This is a genomic window from Bradyrhizobium glycinis, assembly GCF_016031655.1.
Lineage (GTDB): Bacteria > Pseudomonadota > Alphaproteobacteria > Rhizobiales > Xanthobacteraceae > Bradyrhizobium > Bradyrhizobium glycinis.
The window spans coordinates 246,043-266,319 of sequence record NZ_JACCHQ010000002.1 but is presented as its reverse complement, the minus strand read 5'-3'; the positions used below and the strand labels follow the sequence as shown (position 1 = coordinate 266,319).

Sequence of the window (20,277 nt, the reverse complement as noted above, 5' to 3'; positions counted from 1 at the left end):
CGAAGGCAATATGAAAAACAAAAGGCGTCGAAGATGGTCTGGGATCCGCAGCAATATCTGAAGTTCTCCGGCCATCGGCTCCGGCCCGCCGTCGACCTGTTGATGCGGATTCCGGATTTTGCCCCGCGCGCGATCGCCGATCTCGGCGCCGGCGCCGGCAACGTCACCAAATTGATCAGGGAGCGCTGGCCGGAGGCACGCGTGATCGGGGTCGAGGGCTCGGCGGAGATGGTCGCGGCAGGACGCAAGGCCGCGCCTGACGTGGAATGGTCACATGAGGATCTCGGCCATTGGAGTCCCGCCGGGCAGTACGACTTGATCTATTCCAATGCCGCACTGCACTGGCTGCCCAATCATGCGGCACTGTTTCCGTCGCTGATGGAGAAGGTGACGCCTGGGGGCATGCTCGCGGTGCAGATGCCGCGGAATTTCCTCGCGCCGTCGCATGTGCTGATCGGCGAGACCGCGCTCGACGGCCCATGGCGGTCCAAGGTGGAGCATCTCGTCACCGCGCCGCCGGTGGAAGGGCCGGCCTTCTATCACGATCTGCTCGCGCCGATATCGGCCAACATCGACATCTGGGAGACCGAATATCTGCAGGTGCTCGAAGGCGACAATCCCGTGAAGGAATGGACCAAGGGCACCTGGCTGACGCGCTATCTCGACGTGCTCCAAGGCGAGGAGAAGGCCGCGTTCGAAGCCGCCTACGGGATGCGCGTCGCAAGGGCCTATCCGAAGAATGCGGCGGGGCAGACGCTGTTCCCGTTCCGGCGCCTCTTCATGGTCGCGCAACGCAAGGGCTGATGGCACTGCCGCAATGCGGCATAATCGCTCGTTCGCTTGGACGCGCTGGCGCCGGCTTGCGCATCCGGCGGTCGTCACGTTAGCTTGGCTGCGGCAAAATTGGGCTTAGGTCTAGTTGTTCGGGTGGCGGATTGCTGCCACTACTGGCCTGAAAAACAAGAAGAACCCGGTTAGAGGTTGTTGGGAGGTACGTTCATGCGCAAGCTGCTTGCCGCGGTCGCCGCCGCGGCTGTTCTCTTGGCTCCTCTCTTGGCTCCAGCCATCGCCCAAGCCCAGAGCCCTATCGTCATCAAGTTCAGCCACGTCGTCGCCAACGACACGCCGAAGGGCAAGGGCGCGCTGAAGTTCAAGGAGCTCGCCGAAAAATACACCGATGGCAAGGTCAAGGTCGAAGTCTATCCGAACTCCACGCTCTACAAGGACAAGGAGGAGATCGAGGCGCTCCAGCTCGGCTCGGTGCATATGCTTGCGCCCTCGACCGCGAAGTTCGCGCCGCTCGGCATCAAGGAATTCGAGGCGCTGGACCTGCCCTGGCTGTTCAAGGACGAGGTGACCTATGCCAACGCGATGAAGGGCACGGTCGGCAAGTGGCTGTTCCAGAAGCTGGAGGCCAAGGGCATCACCGGCCTCGCTTATTGGGACAACGGCTTCCACATGGTCTCCGCCAATCGGCCGCTGATGAAGCCGACGGATTTCCAGGGCCTCAAGTTCCGCATCTCCGGATCGAAGATCGCCGATCAGTATTTCCGCATCATGGGCTCGATCCCGCAGATCATGGCGTTCTCGGAAGTGTATCAGGCCTTGCAAACCGGTGTGGTCGACGGCTGCGAGAACACCGCGTCCAACTACCTCACTCAGAAGTTCTACGAGGTGCAGAAGGACATCACCGTGTCCTATCACGCGCATCTGCAATATGCCGTCATCGTCAACTCGAAATTCTGGTCCGGCCTGCCGCCCGATATCCGCGCCCAGCTCGACAAGGCGATGGCGGAGGCGACCGACTACACCAACTCGATCGCGCGCCAGGAGAACGAGGAGGCGCTGGCCGAGATCAAGAAGACCGGCAAGACCAATCTGCATTATCTCACCGAGGCCGATCGCAAGGCCTGGCAGGAGGCGATGCAGCCGACGTATAAATGGGCCAAGGGGCGGGTCGGGCAGGAGGTGCTCGATCTGCTCGCCAAGGAACTCGACGTCAAGATGAACTGACGGGCTGCGCCCCAATAACAACAATACCAACGGTCGGGGGTGATCGCGCTCCCGGCCGTTGCGCTTGAACGATCCAATCCGGGGGGACAAGTTGCTGCGTGTGCTGAATCGTTTTCTCGATCATCTCGAGGAATGGCTGATCGCGACGATGATCGCGGCTGCGACGTCGCTCATCTTCGTCGCGGTGTTGCACCGTTACGGCGCCGGGCTGTCGATCGACATCGCCAAATGGGCGGAAGCCCGCAACCTGGCCTTCCTCGCCGTGCCCGCGCGCGCGACGTTCGCCTGGCTCGCCGCGCTCGATTTGTCCTGGGCGCAGGAGCTCTGCATCTATATGTTCATCTGGATGGCGAAGTTCGGCGCCGCCTACGGCGTGCGGACCGGCATCCATGTCGGCGTCGACGTGCTGGTCAATATACTGCCCGGCGGCTCGCGCCGCCGCATCATCACCTTCGGCCTTCTCTGCGGTGCGCTGTTCACCGCCATCGTGGGCTATTTCGGAGCCGCCTTCGTCAGCCACATGTGGCAGAGCGGCCAGCAGTCCAACGACCTCGAAGCGCCGATGTGGATGGTGTATCTCACCATCCCGCTCGGCTCCGGCCTGATGTGCTTCCGCTTCCTGCAGGTCGCCTGGTCGTTCTACCGCACCGGCGAGCTGCCGCATCACGATGTGGCCGGCGTCGAGGGTGTCGAGGCGGATCCGGTGCATCCGGCGCCGGTCACGCCCACCCAAGTGGTCCGGGACGAGCGCAGCCCGCTCGGCTGGATCCTGATGCTGCTGCCGGTTTTGATCGTCGCGCTGTGCTTCGCGCATGCGGCCCATGTCATCACCCTGCCGCAGGGCCTGCGCGTCTTCATCGTGTTCGCGCTCCTGCTCTCGCTGATGCTGACGGGCATGCCGATCTCGATCGCGCTGGGTCTCACCGTGCTCAGCTTCATGTTCACGCTGACCGACGTGCGGACCGAATCGGTGGCGCTGAAGCTGTTCACCGGCATCGAGAATTTCGAGATCATGGCGATCCCGTTCTTCATCCTCGCCGGCAACTTCCTGACCCATGGCGGCGTGGCCCGGCGGATGATCACCTTCGCAACCTCGCTGGTCGGCCATTGGTACGGCGGCCTCGCGCTGTCGGGCGTGGTCGCCTGCGCGCTGTTCGCCGCGATCTCCGGCTCCTCGCCGGCGACCGTGGTGGCGATCGGTTCGGTGATCCTGCCCGCGATGGTCGCACAAGGCTTTCCCAAGCGGTTCGGTGCGGGCGTGATCACGACGTCGGGCTCACTCGGCATCCTGATTCCGCCATCGATCCCGATGGTGCTTTACGCCGTCTCGACCAACAGCTCGGTCGGCAAGCTGTTCATTGCCGGCATCGTGCCGGGGCTTGCGCTGGCCTCGCTGCTCGGCGCCACGACGTTCTATCGCGCCTGGCGCAACGACTATCCGCGGATGCCGAAGGCCACCTTCGTCCAGCGTCTCGATGCGTTCCGCAAGTCGATGTGGGGCATCCTCCTGATAGTGATCGTGATCGGCGGCATTTACAGCGGCCTGTTCACGCCGACCGAGGCGGCCGCCGTCAGCGCGGTCTACGCCTTCATCGTCGCGGTGTTCATCTACAAGGACCTGAAGCTACGCGACGTGCCGCGCGTGCTGCTGTCGTCGGCCAATCTTTCGGCGATGCTGCTCTACATCATCACCAATGCCGTGCTGTTCTCGTTCCTGATGACCTACGAGAACGTGCCGCAGGCGCTGGCGCAATGGATGATCGACCAGGGCCTGGGCTGGATCGGCTTCCTGCTGCTCGTCAATTTGCTGCTGCTGCTGGCCGGCAACGTGATGGAGCCGTCCTCGATCATCCTGATCATGGCGCCGATCCTGTTTCCGGTCGCGGTCAAGCTCGGCATCGACCCGATTCATTTCGGCATCCTGATGACGGTCAACATGGAGGTCGGCCTGTGCCATCCGCCCGTCGGGCTCAATCTCTACGTCGCCTCGGGCATCGCCAAGATGGGGATCACCGAGCTCACGGTCGCGGTGTGGCCATGGCTGCTGACGATGCTGGGCTTCCTCGTGGTGGTGACGTATTGGCCCGGCCTGTCGCTGTGGCTGCCGCGGCTACTCGGGATGTAGCGAGGCGATAGGTGTACACTCTCTCCTTGTGGAGAGTTTCAATGTGGAAGCAACCCCACCCAAGTGAGTGTGCCGCTCCGTTCTCGAAGCCCTCTCCCACAAGGGGAGAGGGCACTTTGACTGGCACCGATGTAGAAGGCCCTACTCCGCGCTGCTCACCAGCTTGATCCGCGGTGCCTGCACCTCGGTCAGGCTGCGATAGGCGGCGAGGTAGTCCAGGGCCATGCGCCGCGCGGTGAAGCGCGTCTCGAACTGCTTGCGGATGGCGGTGCGGTCGAGTTGCGGAAGCCGCTTCACCACGCCCGCGGCGCTGATGACGTCCTCGACGATGAAACCGGTGAGGCCCTCGTCGATGATCTCCGGCACCGAGCCGCGGTTGAAGGCGACGACCGGCGTTCCGCATGCCATGGCCTCGATCATGACGAGGCCGAACGGCTCCGGCCAGTCGATCGGCAACAGCAGGCCGAGCGCGCCGCTCAGGAAATCCGATTTCTCGTGATCGCTGATCTCGCCGATGAAATCGATCAACGGATTGTTCTCGATCATCGGCCGGATCAGCTCGTCGTAATAATCCTGGTCGGCACGGTCGACCTTCGCCGCGATCTTGAGCGGAATGCCGCAATGGGTCGCGATCTTGATGGCGCGGTCGACGCCCTTCTCGGGCGCGATGCGGCCGAGCACGGCGAGGTATTCCTGTTTCGCCGGCTTCGGCCTCAGCAGCTTCTCCGGCAGGCCATGGTGGATCGTGGTCACCCAGTTCGCCTGCGGCACCGGCCGCCGCTGCGCATTGGAGATCGAGATGACGGGCATCTTGGAGAAGGTGTTGAAGACCGGCTGATGCTCCGGCAGATCGAGCCGGCCGTGCAGCGTGGTCACGAACGGGGTCGGCTGGCGGTGGAACAGCGACCAGGGATAATAGTCGAGATGGAAGTGGAGGAAGTCGAACTCCTCGTCGTCACATTTCTGCCGCACCCGCTCCAGCAGCACCATGTGCAGCGCATTGGGATCGCGCACGGAACCGTCCAGCCGAAGCGCCCGCGGCCATAATGCATCGAGCTTGGCGGATGTCTGCGAGTCGCCGCTGGCGAAAAGCGTCACGTCATGGCCCAGGGCCACCAGCTCCTCCGTCAACCAATGCACCACCCGCTCGGTGCCGCCATACAGCTTGGGTGGAACAGCCTCCGTCAACGGAGCTACCTGCGCGATGCGCATCTCACCATCTCCTCTGCGATCATGAATGTTGAAACCCCCGCCTGTACGGCACCGGCAAATGCCAGACGAGGGAACGTTCCCGCACCTGCGAAGTTCCTTACCCCGAACGTTACATCTTCGACACGTCGGCGGAACGTCGCGATGCTGCCACTACATCTTCGCAGATCGTCCGCATCCGCATGTCGTGATGGAATTGCCCGGGAACCGAGGCGAAGCGGTCGATGTTCACTCGACCAGTAACGAAACGAAAATCAGCATAACGGGGCGACAGCCATATGGATCAGCTTTCTGGATACGCGCGCAGGCCATTTGCCTTTGTCTTGCGCTATCTCCGGCGTCGTCTCGCGTCGCATTTGGTGATCCTGACCGCGGTCGTGGGGGCCGTTGCCTGCTCCGTAGGCACTCAATATGGTGTCAAAGCCCTGGTCGACGCCTTGTCCGCCGGACCCTCGTATGGCGGTGGCGTATGGCTGGCATTCATTCTGCTCATGTCACTGATTGCCGCCGACAACTTCCTGTGGCGGATCGCGAGTTGGACAGCGAGCTTCACCTTCGTCCGGGTCACGGGCGATATACGGCGCGACATTTTTCGTCATCTGACCGGGCACGCGCCGAGCTACTTCTCGGACCGGATGCCCGGCATGTTGACGAGCCGCATCACCGCGACCTCGAACGCGGTGTTCACCGTCGAGAACATGTTCGTCTGGAATGTGTTGCCGCCCTGCATTGCCACAATTGCGGCAATCATCCTGATTGGAACCGTCAGCCCCTACATGGCGCTCGGCCTGATCGCGATCGCGGGCGGCATGGTGGTTGCCATGTTTCGCCTTGCCGCGGCCGGCAAGCCGCTGCACGACGATTTCGCCGACAAGGCCGCGCTGGTCGACGGCGAGATGATCGACGTCATCAGCAACATGCCGCTGGTGCGCGCCTTCTGCGGCATCAGCCACGAACATGAGCGGTTCGACGCGACGGTGAACCAGGAGCTGACCGCGCGAAGCCGCAGCCTGCGTTATCTGGAAAAGTTGCGGCTGTTGCATGCCGCCATCACCGTGCTCTTGACGATTGCGCTGATGGCCTGGGCGATCTCGCTCTGGCAGAAGGGCGAAGCGACGACCGGCGACGTCGTGCTGGTCTGTACGCTCGGCATCTCCATCCTGAGCGCCACGCGCGATCTCGCGGTGGCGCTGGTTGACGTCACCCAGCACGTCGCGCGTCTGACCGAGGCGATCGCCACGCTGCTGGTGCCGCACGAGCTCCGCGACCACCCCGAGGCCGGGCCCCTGGTCAAGAGCGGCGCCGCCATCGCGTTCAACAACGTCACCTTCGGCTATCCCGGCGGCGACAAGATCTTCGAGCGGTTCAGCCTGCGCCTCCAGCCCGGCCAGCGCGTCGGACTGGTCGGCCAGTCCGGCGGCGGCAAGTCGACGCTGTTCACGCTGCTGCAGCGCTTCTACGACGTCGACGCGGGCAGCATCACCATCGACGGCCAGGACATCTCGAAGGTGACGCAGCTGAGCTTGCGCGAGGCGATTTCCGTCGTGCCGCAGGACATTTCCTTGTTTCATCGCTCCATTCGCGAGAACATCCGCTACGGCAGGCCGAACGCGACCGACGACGAGGTGCTGCGCGCGGCGATCGCGGCGCGCTGCGACTTCGTCGAGAGCCTGCCCGAGGGCCTCGACACCATGGTCGGCGACCGCGGCGTCAAGATGTCGGGCGGCCAGCGCCAGCGCATCGCCATCGCGCGCGCCTTCCTGAAGGATGCGCCGATCCTGCTGCTGGACGAGGCGACCGCCGCGCTGGACAGCGAATCCGAGGAGGCGATCCGCGAAGCGCTGTCGCGCCTGATGCGCGGCCGCACCGTGATCGCGATCGCCCATCGCCTCGCGACGCTGCGCAATTTCGACCGTGTCGTGGTGTTGAGGAATGGTAAGATCATCGAGGACGGCTCGCCCGAGCGTCTGATGCAGGGTCACGGGCCGTATCGTGAGCTGGTCACGCAGGAAATGAGCCGGCTCGCGCAAGCCGCCGCGTAAACCAACAGTCCCGTTCTCTAGTCGGTTGCGTTTCGAAACCAGCGCAGGGGAGCAGCTCATGTCGGCCGAAGCCGTAACCCAATTCGTCTCCGTGACGCGGACCCCGGAACAGGTCGCGGAACAGCCTTTCTACATTCCGATGACCGGGCCGTCGGCCCGGCCGCGGCGTTCGCTCAAGCACGACGACACCTTCATCGTGCTGGACAGCCACGGCGACATCGGCGCGTCGGCCGGCGGGCCGGACGGGCTGTTCCATCATGACACGCGCTATCTCGCGCGGCTCGAGCTCGTGCTCGACGATCTCCAGCCGCTGCTGCTCGGATCGAATCTGCGCGACGACAATTCGGCGTTGACCGTCGATCTCACCAATCCGGATATCTACCGGCAGGGCAACCTCGTCCTGCAGAAGGACCTGTTGCACGTCGTGCGCACGATCTTCCTGTGGCGCGGCACGGCGTACCAGCGCATCGGCGTGCAGAACCATGGCGACCGGCGCACCAGCTTCAACCTGACGCTGCTGTTCGGCAATGACTTCGCCGATCTGTTCGAGGTCCGCGGCGAGCGGCGACCGCGCCGCGGAATCGGAACGAGCCGGCTGCTAGGACCGACCGACGTCCTGTTCGAATATCGCGGTCTCGACGACACCGAGCGGACCACCGGGCTGCATTTCGATCCGCGTCCGACGCGGCTCTCGGTCGATGCCGCAACCTGGGAGCTCAACCTGGAGCCGCACCAGGCCAAATCGCTGTTCGTCGCGGTGTCCTGCAACCGGCCGGTCACGGAAAAGCCGGTGCGGTTCTTCCCGGGTCTGCTGGCGCACCGCCGCGAGATGCGGCTTCAGACCGCTGGCGCCGCCAGCATCGAGACCTCCAACAACATCTTCAACGAGGTGCTGTGCCAGGCCATGGCCGACCTCAACATGCTGATGACCGAGACACCGCAGGGACGCTATCCCTATGCCGGCATCCCCTGGTACTCGACGACGTTCGGGCGCGACGGCCTCATCACCGCGCTGCAGATGCTCTGGGTCGATCCGCGCATTGCCAAAGGCGTCCTGCGCCGGCTCGCGCATTTCCAGGCCGCGGCGGTCGATCCGCTCGCCGACGCCGCGCCCGGCAAGATCCTGCACGAGATGCGCGGCGGCGAGATGGCTGCGCTCGGGGAAGTCCCGTTCGCGCATTATTACGGCAGCGTCGATTCGACCGCGCTGTTCGTGCTGCTCGCAGGCAGCTATTTCGAGCGCACCGGCGACGAGGCCACGCTGATCGAGCTGTGGCCCGCGATCGAGGCGGGGCTGGCCTGGATCGACGGTCCCGGCGATCCCGACCAGGACGGCTTCGTCGAATACCAGCGCGCGACCGAGAAAGGGCTGGCGAACCAGGGCTGGAAGGATTCCTACGACGCGATCTTCCATGCCGACGGCCGGCTTGCCGAGGGCAATATCGCGCTCGCGGAAGTCCAGGGCTACGTCTTTGCCGCCAAGCAGCTCGCTGCGCGTTGCGCGCTGCGGCTCGGCAAGCCGGACCGGGTTCGCAAGCTCGAGGCCGAAGCCAGGGCACTCGCCGAGCGCTTCGAGCAGGCGTTCTGGTGCGAGGAGCTCGGCACCTATGCGCTCGCGCTCGACGGCAAGAAGCGGCCCTGCAAGGTCAGGACCTCGAATGCCGGGCAGGTCCTATTCAGCGGCATGGTCCGCGAGGACCGCGCGCGTCTCGTCGCCGCCGATCTGATGCGGCCGCATTTCTTCTCGGGCTGGGGCATCCGCACCGTCGCGCAAGGCGAGGTGCGCTACAACCCGATGTCTTATCATGACGGATCGATCTGGCCGCACGACAACGCGCTGATCGCGCTGGGGCTGGCGCGCTACGGCCTCAAGCATTCGGTGGCGCACGTCTTCAAGGGTCTATTCGATGCCGCGACCTACATGGACCTGCGCCGGCTGCCCGAATTGTTCTGCGGCTTCCGGCGGGAGAAGCGGCGCGGGCCGACGCTTTACCCGGTCGCCTGCGCGCCGCAGGCCTGGGCCAGCGCGACCCCGTTCACGCTCCTGGAAGCGGCGCTCGGCCTCGAGTTCGACGTCGCGCGCGGCGAGATTCGCCTGCGCAACCCGCATCTGCCGGCGTTCCTCAACGAGGTGATCCTGCGCGATCTGCGCCTCGGCGAATCCAGCGTCGATCTTCGCGTCAGCCGGCACGGCGACGACGTGGCGCTGGAAGTGTTGCGCACGCGCGGCCAGATCCAGGTCTCGATCGTGCTGGCGCGCTAGAGGCGCGAGGAGGAGGTCATGCGTGCGATCGGAAGATTGGTCCTGGGCGTGGCGATCGTCGCAGGCTTGACGGTCGCCGGATCGCGCGCGGCCGAGGAGCCGCCTGCATCCCCGAGCGAAGCAAAGGCACCGGCAAGTGTGCAACCGCCGGCTTCCACCGTGCCCGTCACGCCCAAGGACGCCGCGCCGCCGCCATCGGTGACCATCATCGGCGCGAGCGAGGCCCACGGCGTTCTCGGCCGCGACGTTCGCAGCGCCGCCGGCGAGGACATGGGGCGCATCGTCGACGTCATCGTCGATCGCACCGGCCATGTCCGCGCTGCGGCGATCGATTTCGGCGGCTTCCTCGGCGTCGGCAGCCGCAAGATCGTCGTCGACTGGAACGCGCTGCGCTTCGGCAAGATCGCCAACAAGAAAGACAGCATTACGCTGGAATTGACCAAGGCGCAGGTCGCGGCCGCACCGGAATACAAGGAGGACACGCCGATCGTCGTGCTCGGTGCGTCCGGCAGCCTTCAGCCGCTGCAAGCGATTCAGTGAGGTGCAGGGAGGGCTGACCGCCCGTGCTGTTGTCGAGGAAGCCGAACCATGCGGATCGCGGCGGCGTCGTCGAGCAGGACAACGTCGCGGAGCCGGCGGCTGCGGGCATTCCGGCACCGTCGCGGCAGAGCCTGCGCGGCCTCGACTGGTTCATCTTCTTCCTCGCCGACGTGCAGACTGGATTCGGTCCCTTCATCGCGGTCTATCTGACGACGCAGAAATGGACCCAGGTCGAGATCGGGCTCGTGCTGTCGATCGGCGGCATCGTCGCCCTGATCGGCCAGATGCCGGGCGGCGCGATCATCGATGCCGCGAAATCGGAGCGCCTCGTTGCCGCCCTCGCGATCGCGACCATCGGCGCCTGCGCGCTGGCCTATGCGGCGATGCCGATCTTCCCCGTCGTGGTCACCGCCGCCACGCTGCATGCGATGGCGAGCTGTGTGCTCGGGCCGGCGATCGCGGCGATCAGCCTCGGCCTCGTCGGTCCGCTCGCGATCGGCGAACGGCTCGGCCGCAACGCGCGTTTCGCCTCGCTCGGCAACGGCGTCGCGGCGGCAGTGATGGGCACCGCCGGCTATCTGTTGTCGAGCCGCTCGGTCTTCCTGGTCACCTTCCTGCTCGCGATCCCGACCCTGATCGCGCTGTCGCGCATCCGCGAGAACGAGGTCGACATCAGGCGCTGTCACGGCGAGATGCCGCCTGAAGCCGCCGACCGCGGCGACCCCAATATCTGGCACCTGATCCGGCAACGCCCGCTCATCGTGTTCGCGCTCAGCGTGCTGCTGCTGCAGCTCGCGAATGCCGCGATGATGCCGCTGATGGCGAGCGTGGTGACGGCGCGGTCGAGCCAATGGGCGACCGTGCTCGTCGCCTTTTGCATCGTCGTTCCGCAAGCGATCGTGGCGCTGCTGTCGCCGATGGTCGGGCGAAAGGCGCAAGCCTGGGGCCGGCGGCCGCTGCTGCTGATCGGATTCGGCGCACTGGCGATTCGCGGCCTGTTGTTTGCGACCGTGCGCGATCCCTATCTGCTGGTCGCGGTGCAGGTGTTCGACGGCATCACCGCGGCGGTCTTCGCGGTGATGATTCCGCTGATCGTTGCCGACGTCGCCTTCGGCAGCGGGCATTTCAATCTGGCGCAGGGGATCGTCGGCACCGCGATGGGTATCGGCGCGTCGCTGAGCACGGTGCTTGGCGGCTATGTCAGCGACAAATTCGGCAATGCCACCGCATTCATCGGGCTGTCCGGTGTTGCCGCAGCGGGACTCCTGCTGATCCTCTTTGTGATGCCGGAGACGCGGCGCACGGGTCTGACCGCCACCAAAGAAATGGCCGGCTAAACGGAGTCAGCCGGCCCGAAGTGGTGGGGAGGAAGATTAAGGATCAGGCGTCGAGATTGTGCAGGCGCTGGCGGTTGCGCAGCACGATCTGGCGGGCACCGGAAAAACCGAGAATGCCCTGAGCGTGAAGCTGCGACAGCGCGCGCGACACGGTCTCCAAAGTAAGGCCGAGATAGTCGCCGATGTCGCGGCGGCACATGGGCAGCGCCATCATGCCGGCGACGGCGAGGCGGCGGTCCATTTCGAGCAGGAAGGTCGCAACGCGCTCCATCGCAGTCTTGCGGCCCAGCAGCAGCATGTGATCCTCGGCATGGCGCAGCTCGCCGGCGGTCATGGCCCAGAGCTTGCGGGCGACCTGCACGTCGGTGCCGGCCGCCTCTTCCAGGCTGACGCGCTTCACGAGGCGCACGGTAGTGTCGATGATGGCTTCAGCGGCGAGGCGGTGAATGGGACCGGATTCGAGGCCGAACACGTCGCCGGGAAGATGGAAGGCGCCGATCTGGCGGCGACCGTCGGAGAGAAGCTTGTAGCTGCGCACCGCGCCGGTGACAACCTGATAGACATATTCGGCCGCCTCGTCCTCGCCGTAGATCTCCTCGTCCTTGCCGTAGGAGAACTCGGTGGCGACCAGGCCGATATGACCGGCGATGGCGCCGAACTGGTCGGTAACGGGATGGGCAGGAGCAATCTTGCCACCGACTTGGGTGTTGATCGCCTGGGTGTTGAGCGTCTGGGTCAGCATCTGCGCCATCTCCGTTGTGATGACGCTTTCCTACGCGGTACCGGGTGCTTCGAAAATTCGCGAGATATCTTAAGGGGGTTGCCTTACGTAGAATCCCGTAGGTCAGGCGGGGGGCCGGTCCTTGATGGCGTGGCGGATGCACTTGACGAGGTTTTCGTCCAGAAGCGGCTTTAGGACCACTTCCTTGATGCCCGCCGTTGCGGCCCGGGCCGAGATGTTCTCGTCGGGATAGCCGGTGATCAGGATCACGGGCGCGTCGCGGTGGGATTTGCGCAGCCGGCCGGTCAGGTCGATGCCGTTGATGTCGGGCATCTTGTAGTCGATGACGTAGCAGTCCGGCCCGGGCGCGGCGCCGAGATTGAGCAAGGCCATGCCGCTCCTGAAGGTCCGCACGGCGAAGCCGTCGGTCTCCAGCAGGAACCGCAGCGATCCGAGGACTGCGGCATCATCGTCGACCACAAAGACGGTGGGTTGTGGGGAGGACGACGGCCGCGCACGATGTGGGCTGACATCAACCATGCTGTCTCGCTAGCATGGCGCCGTGAAGCCGCCTTGACCTGCCTCAATCGTTGAGCATGCCGGCGCGCATCGCGAGGCGAACCAGTTCCGATAGGCTGCTCGCTTGCATCTTTGTCATGACGTTGGCCCGGTAGACTTCGATGGTCCGCGGGCTGATGTCGTATTCGCGGGCGATCAGCTTGTTGGACAGGCCCGCGACCAGCCCCTCCATGACCTGGCGCTCCCGCGGGCTCAAGGATGCGACGCGGGCAGCGATGTCTTGCGCGACGGCTTCGTTCTTGGCGGCGGGCTCGGCCTGGCGGAGCGCCGACTCGATCATGGCGGTGAGACGGTCGTCATCGAATGGTTTTTCCAGGAAGTCGATCGCCCCGAGCTTCATCGCCTCGACCGCCAGCGGCACGTCGCCATGACCGGTCATGATCAGAATAGGGAACGGGCTTTGCTGCGCCTTCATCCGCTTCAAGAGCTCGATGCCGTCGAGGCCGGGCATGCGCACGTCGGAGACGACGCAGCCGAAACGGAGGCCGGGCAGGACTCCGAGAAAGGCGAGCGCGTCGTCGAACAGGGTGACGGCGAAGCCGGCGGAATCCAGCAGGAAGTTCAGCGAGTCCCGCATCGCCGCGTCGTCGTCGATGACGTAAACGTTTCCCTTGGTCGTCATGGATCAGCTCTCGTCAGTTGCCGGCAGGGTGAAGCGAAACGTCGCTCCGCCCGCTGCGTTGCTCTCGGCCCACAGGCGGCCGCCATGGGCCTCGATGATCGAGCGGCTGATGGAGAGTCCCACGCCCATGCCGGTGTCTTTGGTGGTGAAGAAGGTCTGGAACAGGTTTGGAATGACGTCTTCCCGGAAGCCGATGCCAGTGTCGGAGACCTCCACCTCGATCATGCCGTCGCCGACACGGGTGTTGGCGACGACGAGCTCGCGGCGCTGCGACTGCGCCATCGCCTCGAGCGCGTTGCGGAACAGGTTGACCAGCACCTGCTGAATCTGCACCCGGTCGGCGAGAACGAGGTCGGCGTCGGGATCGAGGCTGAAGCGGAGCTGCACGTTCTGCTCGCGCGCGCCGGCTAGCCCGAGCGCGCCGGCTTCCTCGATCAGCTTGGACAGGCTCTCGACCCGCTTCTCGGACTCGCCGCGGGAGACGAAGTCGCGCAGGCGGCGGATGATCTGGCCGGCGCGCAAGGCCTGCTCCGCGGCCCGGTCCAGCGCGCTTTCGACCTTCGGCATGTTCGGATCGGTGCTGCCGGCGAGGAGGCGCCGCGATCCCTTCATGTAATTGCTGATCGCCGCCAACGGCTGGTTGAGCTCGTGGGCGAGCGCGGAAGCCATCTCGCCCATCGCGGTCAACCGCGACACGTGCACGAGCTCGGATTGCAGCTCCTGGAGCCGCGCCTGGGTCTGCTGATGCTCGGTGAGGTCGCGCACGAAGCCGGTGAAATAGGGCTCGCCCGCGCGTTGCGTCTTCCCGACGGACAGGTGCATCGGGAACGTCGTGCCGTCGCGGCGTTTGCCCGTCACGATCCGGCCGATGCCGATGATGTGCGGATCATTGGTCCTGAGATAGCGCTCGAGATAGCTGTCGTGACGCGACTGGTCGGGCTCCGGCATGAGAATGCTCACGTTCCGACCGATCGCTTCCTGCCTGCTGTAGCCGAACAGCCGCTCCGCGGCGCTGCTGAAGAGCTGCATGATGCCGCGTGAATCGATGACGATCATGGCATCGGGCACGGTTTCGAGAATCGAGCGAAGATGATTCTCCTGGGACCGAAGGTCCTCCTCGAGCTGCTTCTCCTCGTTGATGTCGAGGAATATCCCGCTGAGGTGATGCGGCGTGCCCGTCTCGTCCCGGATCACACCGGCCCTGGCCCGGATCCATTGACCGTTTCCGGACGCGCCGCCGATCTTGAAGGACAGGTCGAGACCCCCGCCGCCTTCCGATGCGCGCCCGATCGCCTTCAGGAGGTGGTCCCGATCGCCCGGCTCCAAGAGGGAAAGAAAGAGATCGTAGCTGACGCCCTGGTCCGGCCGCAGGCCAAACAGCTGCCTGGCCGTGTCCGACCATTCGAGTTTGCGGGTCTGCAGGTCGAGGTCCCAGGTGCCGACCCCGAATCCCTCGATGCGGACCCGGAAATGCTCGCCCCGACCATCGTCTGCCGGATGGGTCACGCGGGTCGGCGTCAAGCTTTGCTCCTCTTCTCGGCGGATCCGCAGGATGCTCTTACCGCTCCGGCAATGTCGCCCAAGGCTTGGCCGGAGGCAAGCACGGACGTTGAATCCACTGGCGGATTGCCCTCGGATCGGCAAGCGGCCGGCACAAGCGCTCGATTTGATCTAGCTCAGCCTGTTGCCCGGCAGCAGGTCTAGGATTCGAAAGAATTCTGCAATGCTGGAGATCCCGATGACATACGCGACCGTCATGGTCAGCCTGGCGCTCGATCAGCCCAACGAAGCGCGTCTTCAGGTCGCAGGCGAACTCGCCGAACGATTTGAGGCGGCCATCGTTGGGGTCGCTGCGGCGCAGTTCGCCCCGCCGCTCTATTTCACCGACGGCGCAGAGGCGCAAGCGCTGATCGACGAGGGTGAAGCTTCGATCAAGCGGCGGCTGGCCGGCCTCGAAATGCAATTCCGCGCGGCCGTAAAAAATCGCGGCGGACACGCGGAGTGGCGCAGCGCCATTGATTATCCGGCGCGCTTCGTGGCGGCGCAGGCGCGTTGCGCGGACATCCTCGTCAGCGGTGGCCACAGCCCGGCCTTCTCCGATGCTTTCTCGCTGGCGAGCCCCAAGGACCTGATGATGCAGGCCGGCCGCCCGCTTCTCGTCGTTCCCGACCGGGCCAACTGGCTCGACCTGCGCAACGTGCTGGTGGCGTGGAAGGACTCGCCGGAGGCGCGGCGGGCAGTGGCCGGCGCGCTGCCGATGCTGCACAAGGCGAAGGACGTCACCATCGTGGAAACCCCGGAGCGGGGCGACGACCGTTCGGCCGTGATGGCCGGTGTCAGCGACGTTGCCGCCTGGCTCGGCCGTCACGGCGTCACCGCGACTGCGCGCGTTCTCGAGGCCGCAGGAAACGAAACCGCTGCTGCGCGGTTGGAGAAAGTCGCCGCCGACGTCGGCGCGGGCCTGATCGTCGCGGGCGCCTATGGTCATTCGAGATTTCGCGAACTGATCCTCGGAGGCGTCACGCAATATCTGGTGACGCAAACCGCGCGTAGTGTGCTGCTGTCGCACTGACCACCGGCCGGCCAGTTGAGGAATTGAGGAGGACGCGCCGTGTACCAGTTTCTTGAACAGACCGTCGACGGCTACATGACGCGCAACGTCAAGACGGTGCAGCGCGACCTCGACTTGTTCCAGCTCAGCGAGATGTTCGAGACCGACGATTTCAATTCCTATCCGGTCGAAGACGATGGGCAGGTGGTCGGCATCGTCACCAAGTTCGACATCCTGAAGTGCTTCGCCTTCACGCCGAGCCAGATGTTGCCGCGCTACGACGACCTGATGAGCCGCAAGATCGGCGACGTCATGACGCCCGAGTTCATCTATGTCAGCCCCGACACGCGGCTGACACGCGTGCTCCAGATCATGGTCGAGCACCGCATCAGGAGCATCATCGTGCTCGACGGCACACAGAAGCTGGTCGGCATCATCGCGCGCGAGGACGTCATCGCGGCGCTCAAGGCGACGGCGCGGGAGTGATGTCTGGATCTTTCGGTTCCAACCTCCGTGATTTCACGGAGGTGTCTCGAAGGATGTGACCGCAGGACCAAGCTCTTCACGTGCGATGGCGCTGCGCGCGCGGGGGGAGAAGGCACCTCAGCTGGCCTCACACATCAACAGAAATCCATCCATCTTGATTTCAATCAATTCGTCGCGAGGGTGAATGTGGTTTCTGGCAGCGTGTTCTTTCAGAGAGAATCCGCATGAGCCAGCCCTCCATCTCAAAATCCATGACCATCGGTGAAAGCGGCTTGGCTGTCGTATTCGCAGTCACCGCTTTCCTCTGCGTGATCGCCTCGGCCAAGGCGCTCGATGCGCCGTTCGCATTCCACGCCGCGCTCAGCGCGGCGGCGAGCGTGGCTGCGGTGTTCTTCATCGTCAACCGCTACTTCGAGCGGCCGGCGGCGTTGCCGCCCCAGGAAATCAACGGCCGCCCGAACTACAACATGGGGCCGATCAAGTTCGCCTCCTTCATGGCGATGTTCTGGGGCATTGCCGGATTCCTCGTCGGCCTCATCATCGCCTCGCAGCTGGCCTGGCCCGCGCTGAATTTCGACCTGCCCTGGATCAGCTTCGGCCGCCTGCGGCCGCTGCACACCTCCGCCGTGATCTTCGCCTTCGGCGGCAACGTGTTGATCGCGACCTCCTTCTATGTGGTGCAGAAGTCCTGCCGCGCGCGCCTTGCCGGCGATCTCGCGCCGTGGTTCGTCGTGCTCGGCTACAACTTCTTCATCCTGATCGCGGGCACCGGCTATCTGCTCGGCGTCACGCAGGGCAAGGAATACGCCGAGCCCGAATGGTACTCGGACCTCTGGCTGACCATCGTCTGGGTGGTCTATCTGCTGGTCTTCCTCGTCACCGTCATCAAGCGCAAGGAACCGCACATCTTCGTCGCGAACTGGTTCTATCTCGCTTTCATCGTGACGATCGCGGTGCTGCATCTCGGCAACAATCCCGCGCTGCCCGTCTCCGTGTTCGGCTCCAAGTCCTACATCGCCTGGGGCGGCATTCAGGACGCCATGTTCCAGTGGTGGTACGGCCACAACGCGGTCGGCTTCTTCCTGACCGCAGGCTTCCTGGCGATCATGTACTACTTCATCCCGAAGCGCGCGGAGCGGCCGATCTATTCCTATCGGCTGTCGATCATCCACTTCTGGGCGCTGATCTTCCTCTACATCTGGGCCGGCCCGCACCATCTGCACTACACGGCGCTGCCGGACTGGACGCAGACGCTCGGCATGACGTTCTCGGTGATGCTGTGGATGCCCTCCTGGGGCGGCATGATCAACGGCCTGATGACGCTGTCGGGAGCCTGGGACAAGCTGCGTACCGATCCCGTGCTGCGCATGCTCGTCGTCTCGGTCGCCTTCTACGGCATGTCGACGTTCGAGGGTCCGATGATGTCGATCAAGGTGGTCAACTCGCTCAGCCACTACACCGACTGGACCATCGGCCACGTGCATTCCGGCGCGCTCGGCTGGGTCGGCTTCGTCTCCTTCGGCGCGCTGTATTGCCTGGTGCCGTGGGCCTGGAATCGCAAGGGCCTCTACAGCCTCAAGCTCGTCAACTGGCACTTCTGGGTCGCCACCCTCGGCATCGTTCTCTACATCTCGGCGATGTGGGTGTCCGGCATCCTCCAGGGCCTGATGTGGCGCGCCTACACCTCGCTCGGCTTCCTCGAATATTCCTTTATCGAGACCGTCGAAGCGATGCATCCCTTCTACATCATCCGCGCCACAGGCGGCGGCCTGTTCCTGATCGGCTCGCTGATCATGGCCTACAATCTCTGGATGACGGTTCGCGTCGGCGAGCAGGAAGTCCAGATGCCCGTCGCTCTTCAGCCGGCGGAATGAGGAGCTCAAGCAATGTCGTTCTGGACACGCCACCAAATCTTCGAGAAGAACTCGATCATCCTGATCGTCGGCATCCTGCTGGTGATCGCGGTCGGTGGTCTCGTCGAGATCACCCCGCTGTTCTACCTCAAGAGCACGATCGAGAAGGTCGACGGGGTCAGGCCCTACACGCCGCTCGAGCTCGCGGGGCGCAACGTCTACGTCCGCGAGGGCTGCTATCTCTGCCACTCGCAGATGGTCCGGCCCTTGCGCGACGAGGTCGAGCGCTACGGCCACTTCTCGCTAGCCGCCGAGAGCATGTACGATCACCCGTTCCAGTGGGGCTCCAAGCGCACCGGCCCGGATCTCGCCCGTGTCGGCGCCAAATATTCCGACGACTGGCACGTCACCCATCTGACCAACCCGCGGGCGATCGTGCCGCAGTCGGTGATGCCCGGCTATCCGTTCCTCAGCAAGACCGAGGTCGACCCGGATGCGATCGCCGGCGACATGCGCGCGCTCAGGACCGTCGGGGTGCCCTATAGCGACGAGCAGCTCGTCAATGCCGCCGCCGACCTGAAGGCCCAGGCCGACCCGGACAATGCCGGCGCGGACGCCTTCACCAAGCGCTACGCCAAGGCCGTCGTACGCAATTTCGACGGCAAGGCCGGCACGCCGACCGAGATGGACGCGCTGGTTGCGTACCTGCAGATGCTCGGCACGCTGGTCGACTTCAAGATCTACAACGAGAAAGCCAATCTTCGCTGAGAAGGCATGAACGATGAAAGCCATCCTGACCGTCCATAATCTTGCGTCCGATCTCGTGACCACGATCTGGACACCGGCGTTCGTCGCGATCTTCCTCGCGATCATCGCCTACGCATTTTGGCCCCGTAACAAGGCTGCGTTCGACAAGGCAGCGCACCTGCCCTTGCGGGAGGAGTGAGAAACCATGACCGATCATTCTAGCGACATCGATTCCGTCTCCGGCAAGTCCACGACCGGACACGAGTGGGACGGCATCAAGGAGCTCAACACGCCGCTGCCGCGGTGGTGGGTGATCACCTTCTATCTCACCATCGTCTGGGCGATCGGCTACTGGATCGTCTATCCGGCCTGGCCGCTGATCCAAAACAATACCACCGGCCTGTTCGGCTATTCCTCGCGCGCCGACGTCGCGGTCGAGCTTGCCAACCTCGAGAAGATCCGGGGTGACAAGATGGCGGCGCTGGGCACGGCCTCGCTCGCCGACATCGAGAAGGACCCGGCTCTGCTGGCGCTCGCCCGCGCCAAGGGCAAGACCGTGTTCGGCGACAATTGCGCGCCGTGCCACGGCACGGGTGCGACGGGGTCCAAAGGCTATCCCAACCTGAACGACGACGAATGGCTGTGGGGCGGCACGCTCGATCAGATCATGCAGACCATCCAGTTCGGCGTGCGGTCGGGCCATGCCAAGACCCATGAGGGCCAGATGCTCGCCTTCGGCAAGGACGGCGTGCTGAAGGGCGACGAGATCGTCACGGTCGCCAATTACGTGCGGTCGCTGTCGGGCTTGTCCACCCGCAACGGCTATGACGCCGCCAAGGGCCAGAAGATCTTCGCGGAGAATTGCGCCGCCTGCCATGGCGACGCCGGCAAGGGCAACCAGGAGATGGGCGCACCTGATCTGACCGACAAGATCTGGCTCTACGGCTCCGACGAGGCGAGCCTGATCGAGACCATCGGCCAGGGCCGCGCCGGCGTGATGCCGGCCTGGGAAGGCCGGCTCGATCCCGCCACCATCAAGGCGATGGCGGTCTACGTCCACTCGCTGGGCGGCGGCAAATAGGCCGATCCGCGACCGACGACTTCCGGCGGGGGCGAAGAAAAGCGCCCCCGTTTGCGTTGGATCAACCCGCGCGGCGGTGCCGGGTCTAGGTTCAATCGCACCTTTGAA

At 64.5% G+C, this 20,277-nt stretch carries 18 protein-coding genes and 1 pseudogene; 14 read left to right on the top strand and 5 right to left on the bottom strand.

Annotated elements, in window-relative coordinates; translation table 11 throughout:
* Nucleotides 1-33: 33 nt before the first annotated feature.
* The 4 genes and pseudogenes from HZZ16_RS05530 (at nt 34) to HZZ16_RS38085 (ending at nt 4,138) form a co-directional block, all read left to right on the top strand.
* On the top strand, nt 34-804 hold the full coding sequence (locus tag HZZ16_RS05530; RefSeq protein ID WP_197947501.1) for a methyltransferase domain-containing protein: 771 nt from the start codon (nt 34-36) through the stop codon (nt 802-804).
* A gap of 195 nt (nt 805-999) precedes the next feature.
* Nucleotides 1,000-2,013 (top strand): DctP family TRAP transporter solute-binding subunit, encoded by a 1,014-nt coding sequence (locus HZZ16_RS05525; RefSeq protein ID WP_197947500.1) that lies wholly within the window; start codon nt 1,000-1,002, stop codon nt 2,011-2,013.
* Nucleotides 2,014-2,161: 148 nt separating this feature from the next.
* Nucleotides 2,162-2,641, top strand: a pseudogene (locus HZZ16_RS38090) (TRAP transporter small permease); the annotation flags it as partial.
* Nucleotides 2,642-2,857: 216 nt separating this feature from the next.
* Nucleotides 2,858-4,138 (top strand): TRAP transporter large permease, encoded by a 1,281-nt coding sequence (locus tag HZZ16_RS38085; RefSeq protein ID WP_246509988.1) that lies wholly within the window; start codon nt 2,858-2,860, stop codon nt 4,136-4,138.
* Nucleotides 4,139-4,279: 141 nt separating this feature from the next.
* Here HZZ16_RS38085 and HZZ16_RS05515 read toward each other — a convergent pair whose 3' ends face one another.
* Complete coding sequence (locus HZZ16_RS05515) at nt 4,280-5,350, bottom strand: glycosyltransferase family 4 protein (protein ID WP_197947498.1); 1,071 nt, start codon at nt 5,348-5,350, stop codon at nt 4,280-4,282.
* Nucleotides 5,351-5,625: 275 nt separating this feature from the next.
* Here HZZ16_RS05515 and HZZ16_RS05510 point away from each other — a divergent pair, with 275 nt between their 5' ends.
* The 4 genes from HZZ16_RS05510 to HZZ16_RS05495 are packed head-to-tail and all read left to right on the top strand — an operon-like array spanning nt 5,626 to nt 11,529.
* Entirely contained in the window at nt 5,626-7,389 is a 1,764-nt protein-coding gene (locus tag HZZ16_RS05510; protein ID WP_197947497.1) for an ABC transporter ATP-binding protein, read from the top strand.
* A 58-nt stretch (nt 7,390-7,447) separates the two neighbouring features.
* The gene (locus tag HZZ16_RS05505) at nt 7,448-9,652 is read left to right on the top strand and encodes an amylo-alpha-1,6-glucosidase (protein ID WP_197947496.1); all 2,205 of its coding nucleotides are present in this window, start codon (nt 7,448-7,450) and stop codon (nt 9,650-9,652) included.
* Between the two features lie 18 nt (nt 9,653-9,670).
* Entirely contained in the window at nt 9,671-10,192 is a 522-nt protein-coding gene (locus HZZ16_RS05500) for a PRC-barrel domain-containing protein (RefSeq protein ID WP_197947495.1), read from the top strand.
* A gap of 23 nt (nt 10,193-10,215) precedes the next feature.
* Nucleotides 10,216-11,529, top strand: coding sequence for an MFS transporter (locus HZZ16_RS05495; RefSeq protein WP_197947494.1), 1,314 nt, complete (start codon nt 10,216-10,218; stop codon nt 11,527-11,529).
* A gap of 43 nt (nt 11,530-11,572) precedes the next feature.
* Here the strand turns inward: HZZ16_RS05495 and HZZ16_RS05490 are convergent, their stop codons facing one another.
* From HZZ16_RS05490 to fixL, 4 genes are all read right to left on the bottom strand, one after another.
* On the bottom strand, nt 11,573-12,271 hold the full coding sequence (locus HZZ16_RS05490) for a helix-turn-helix domain-containing protein (protein WP_197947493.1): 699 nt from the start codon (nt 12,269-12,271) through the stop codon (nt 11,573-11,575).
* Nucleotides 12,272-12,373: 102 nt separating this feature from the next.
* Nucleotides 12,374-12,790 carry a response regulator transcription factor gene (locus HZZ16_RS05485; protein ID WP_197947492.1) on the bottom strand — a complete coding sequence of 139 codons (417 nt, stop codon included), beginning with the start codon at nt 12,788-12,790 and terminating at the stop codon, nt 12,374-12,376.
* Nucleotides 12,791-12,833: 43 nt separating this feature from the next.
* Nucleotides 12,834-13,451: a response regulator FixJ gene (gene fixJ, locus HZZ16_RS05480; RefSeq protein ID WP_197947491.1), complete on the bottom strand. Its 618-nt coding sequence runs from the start codon at nt 13,449-13,451 to the stop codon at nt 12,834-12,836.
* Nucleotides 13,452-13,454: 3 nt separating this feature from the next.
* On the bottom strand, nt 13,455-14,972 hold the full coding sequence (gene fixL, locus HZZ16_RS05475) for a sensor protein FixL (protein WP_197947490.1): 1,518 nt from the start codon (nt 14,970-14,972) through the stop codon (nt 13,455-13,457).
* A 217-nt stretch (nt 14,973-15,189) separates the two neighbouring features.
* Between fixL and HZZ16_RS05470 the strand changes: the two genes are divergently transcribed.
* The 6 genes from HZZ16_RS05470 (at nt 15,190) to ccoP (ending at nt 20,169) form a co-directional block, all read left to right on the top strand.
* Nucleotides 15,190-16,023 (top strand): universal stress protein, encoded by an 834-nt coding sequence (locus HZZ16_RS05470; RefSeq protein WP_197947489.1) that lies wholly within the window; start codon nt 15,190-15,192, stop codon nt 16,021-16,023.
* 39 nt (nt 16,024-16,062) lie between these two features.
* A complete protein-coding gene (locus tag HZZ16_RS05465; RefSeq protein ID WP_197947488.1) occupies nt 16,063-16,488 on the top strand; it encodes a CBS domain-containing protein in 426 nt (141 codons plus the stop codon).
* A gap of 224 nt (nt 16,489-16,712) precedes the next feature.
* The gene (gene ccoN / locus HZZ16_RS05460) at nt 16,713-18,362 is read left to right on the top strand and encodes a cytochrome-c oxidase, cbb3-type subunit I (RefSeq protein WP_197947487.1); all 1,650 of its coding nucleotides are present in this window, start codon (nt 16,713-16,715) and stop codon (nt 18,360-18,362) included.
* 12 nt (nt 18,363-18,374) lie between these two features.
* Entirely contained in the window at nt 18,375-19,109 is a 735-nt protein-coding gene (gene ccoO, locus HZZ16_RS05455) for a cytochrome-c oxidase, cbb3-type subunit II (protein ID WP_197947486.1), read from the top strand.
* Between the two features lie 13 nt (nt 19,110-19,122).
* Nucleotides 19,123-19,287, top strand: a complete 165-nt coding sequence (locus tag HZZ16_RS05450) for a cbb3-type cytochrome oxidase subunit 3 (protein WP_172783919.1) — start codon at nt 19,123-19,125, stop codon at nt 19,285-19,287.
* 6 nt (nt 19,288-19,293) lie between these two features.
* Nucleotides 19,294-20,169 (top strand): cytochrome-c oxidase, cbb3-type subunit III, encoded by an 876-nt coding sequence (gene ccoP, locus HZZ16_RS05445; RefSeq protein ID WP_197947485.1) that lies wholly within the window; start codon nt 19,294-19,296, stop codon nt 20,167-20,169.
* Nucleotides 20,170-20,277: the final 108 nt, after the last annotated feature.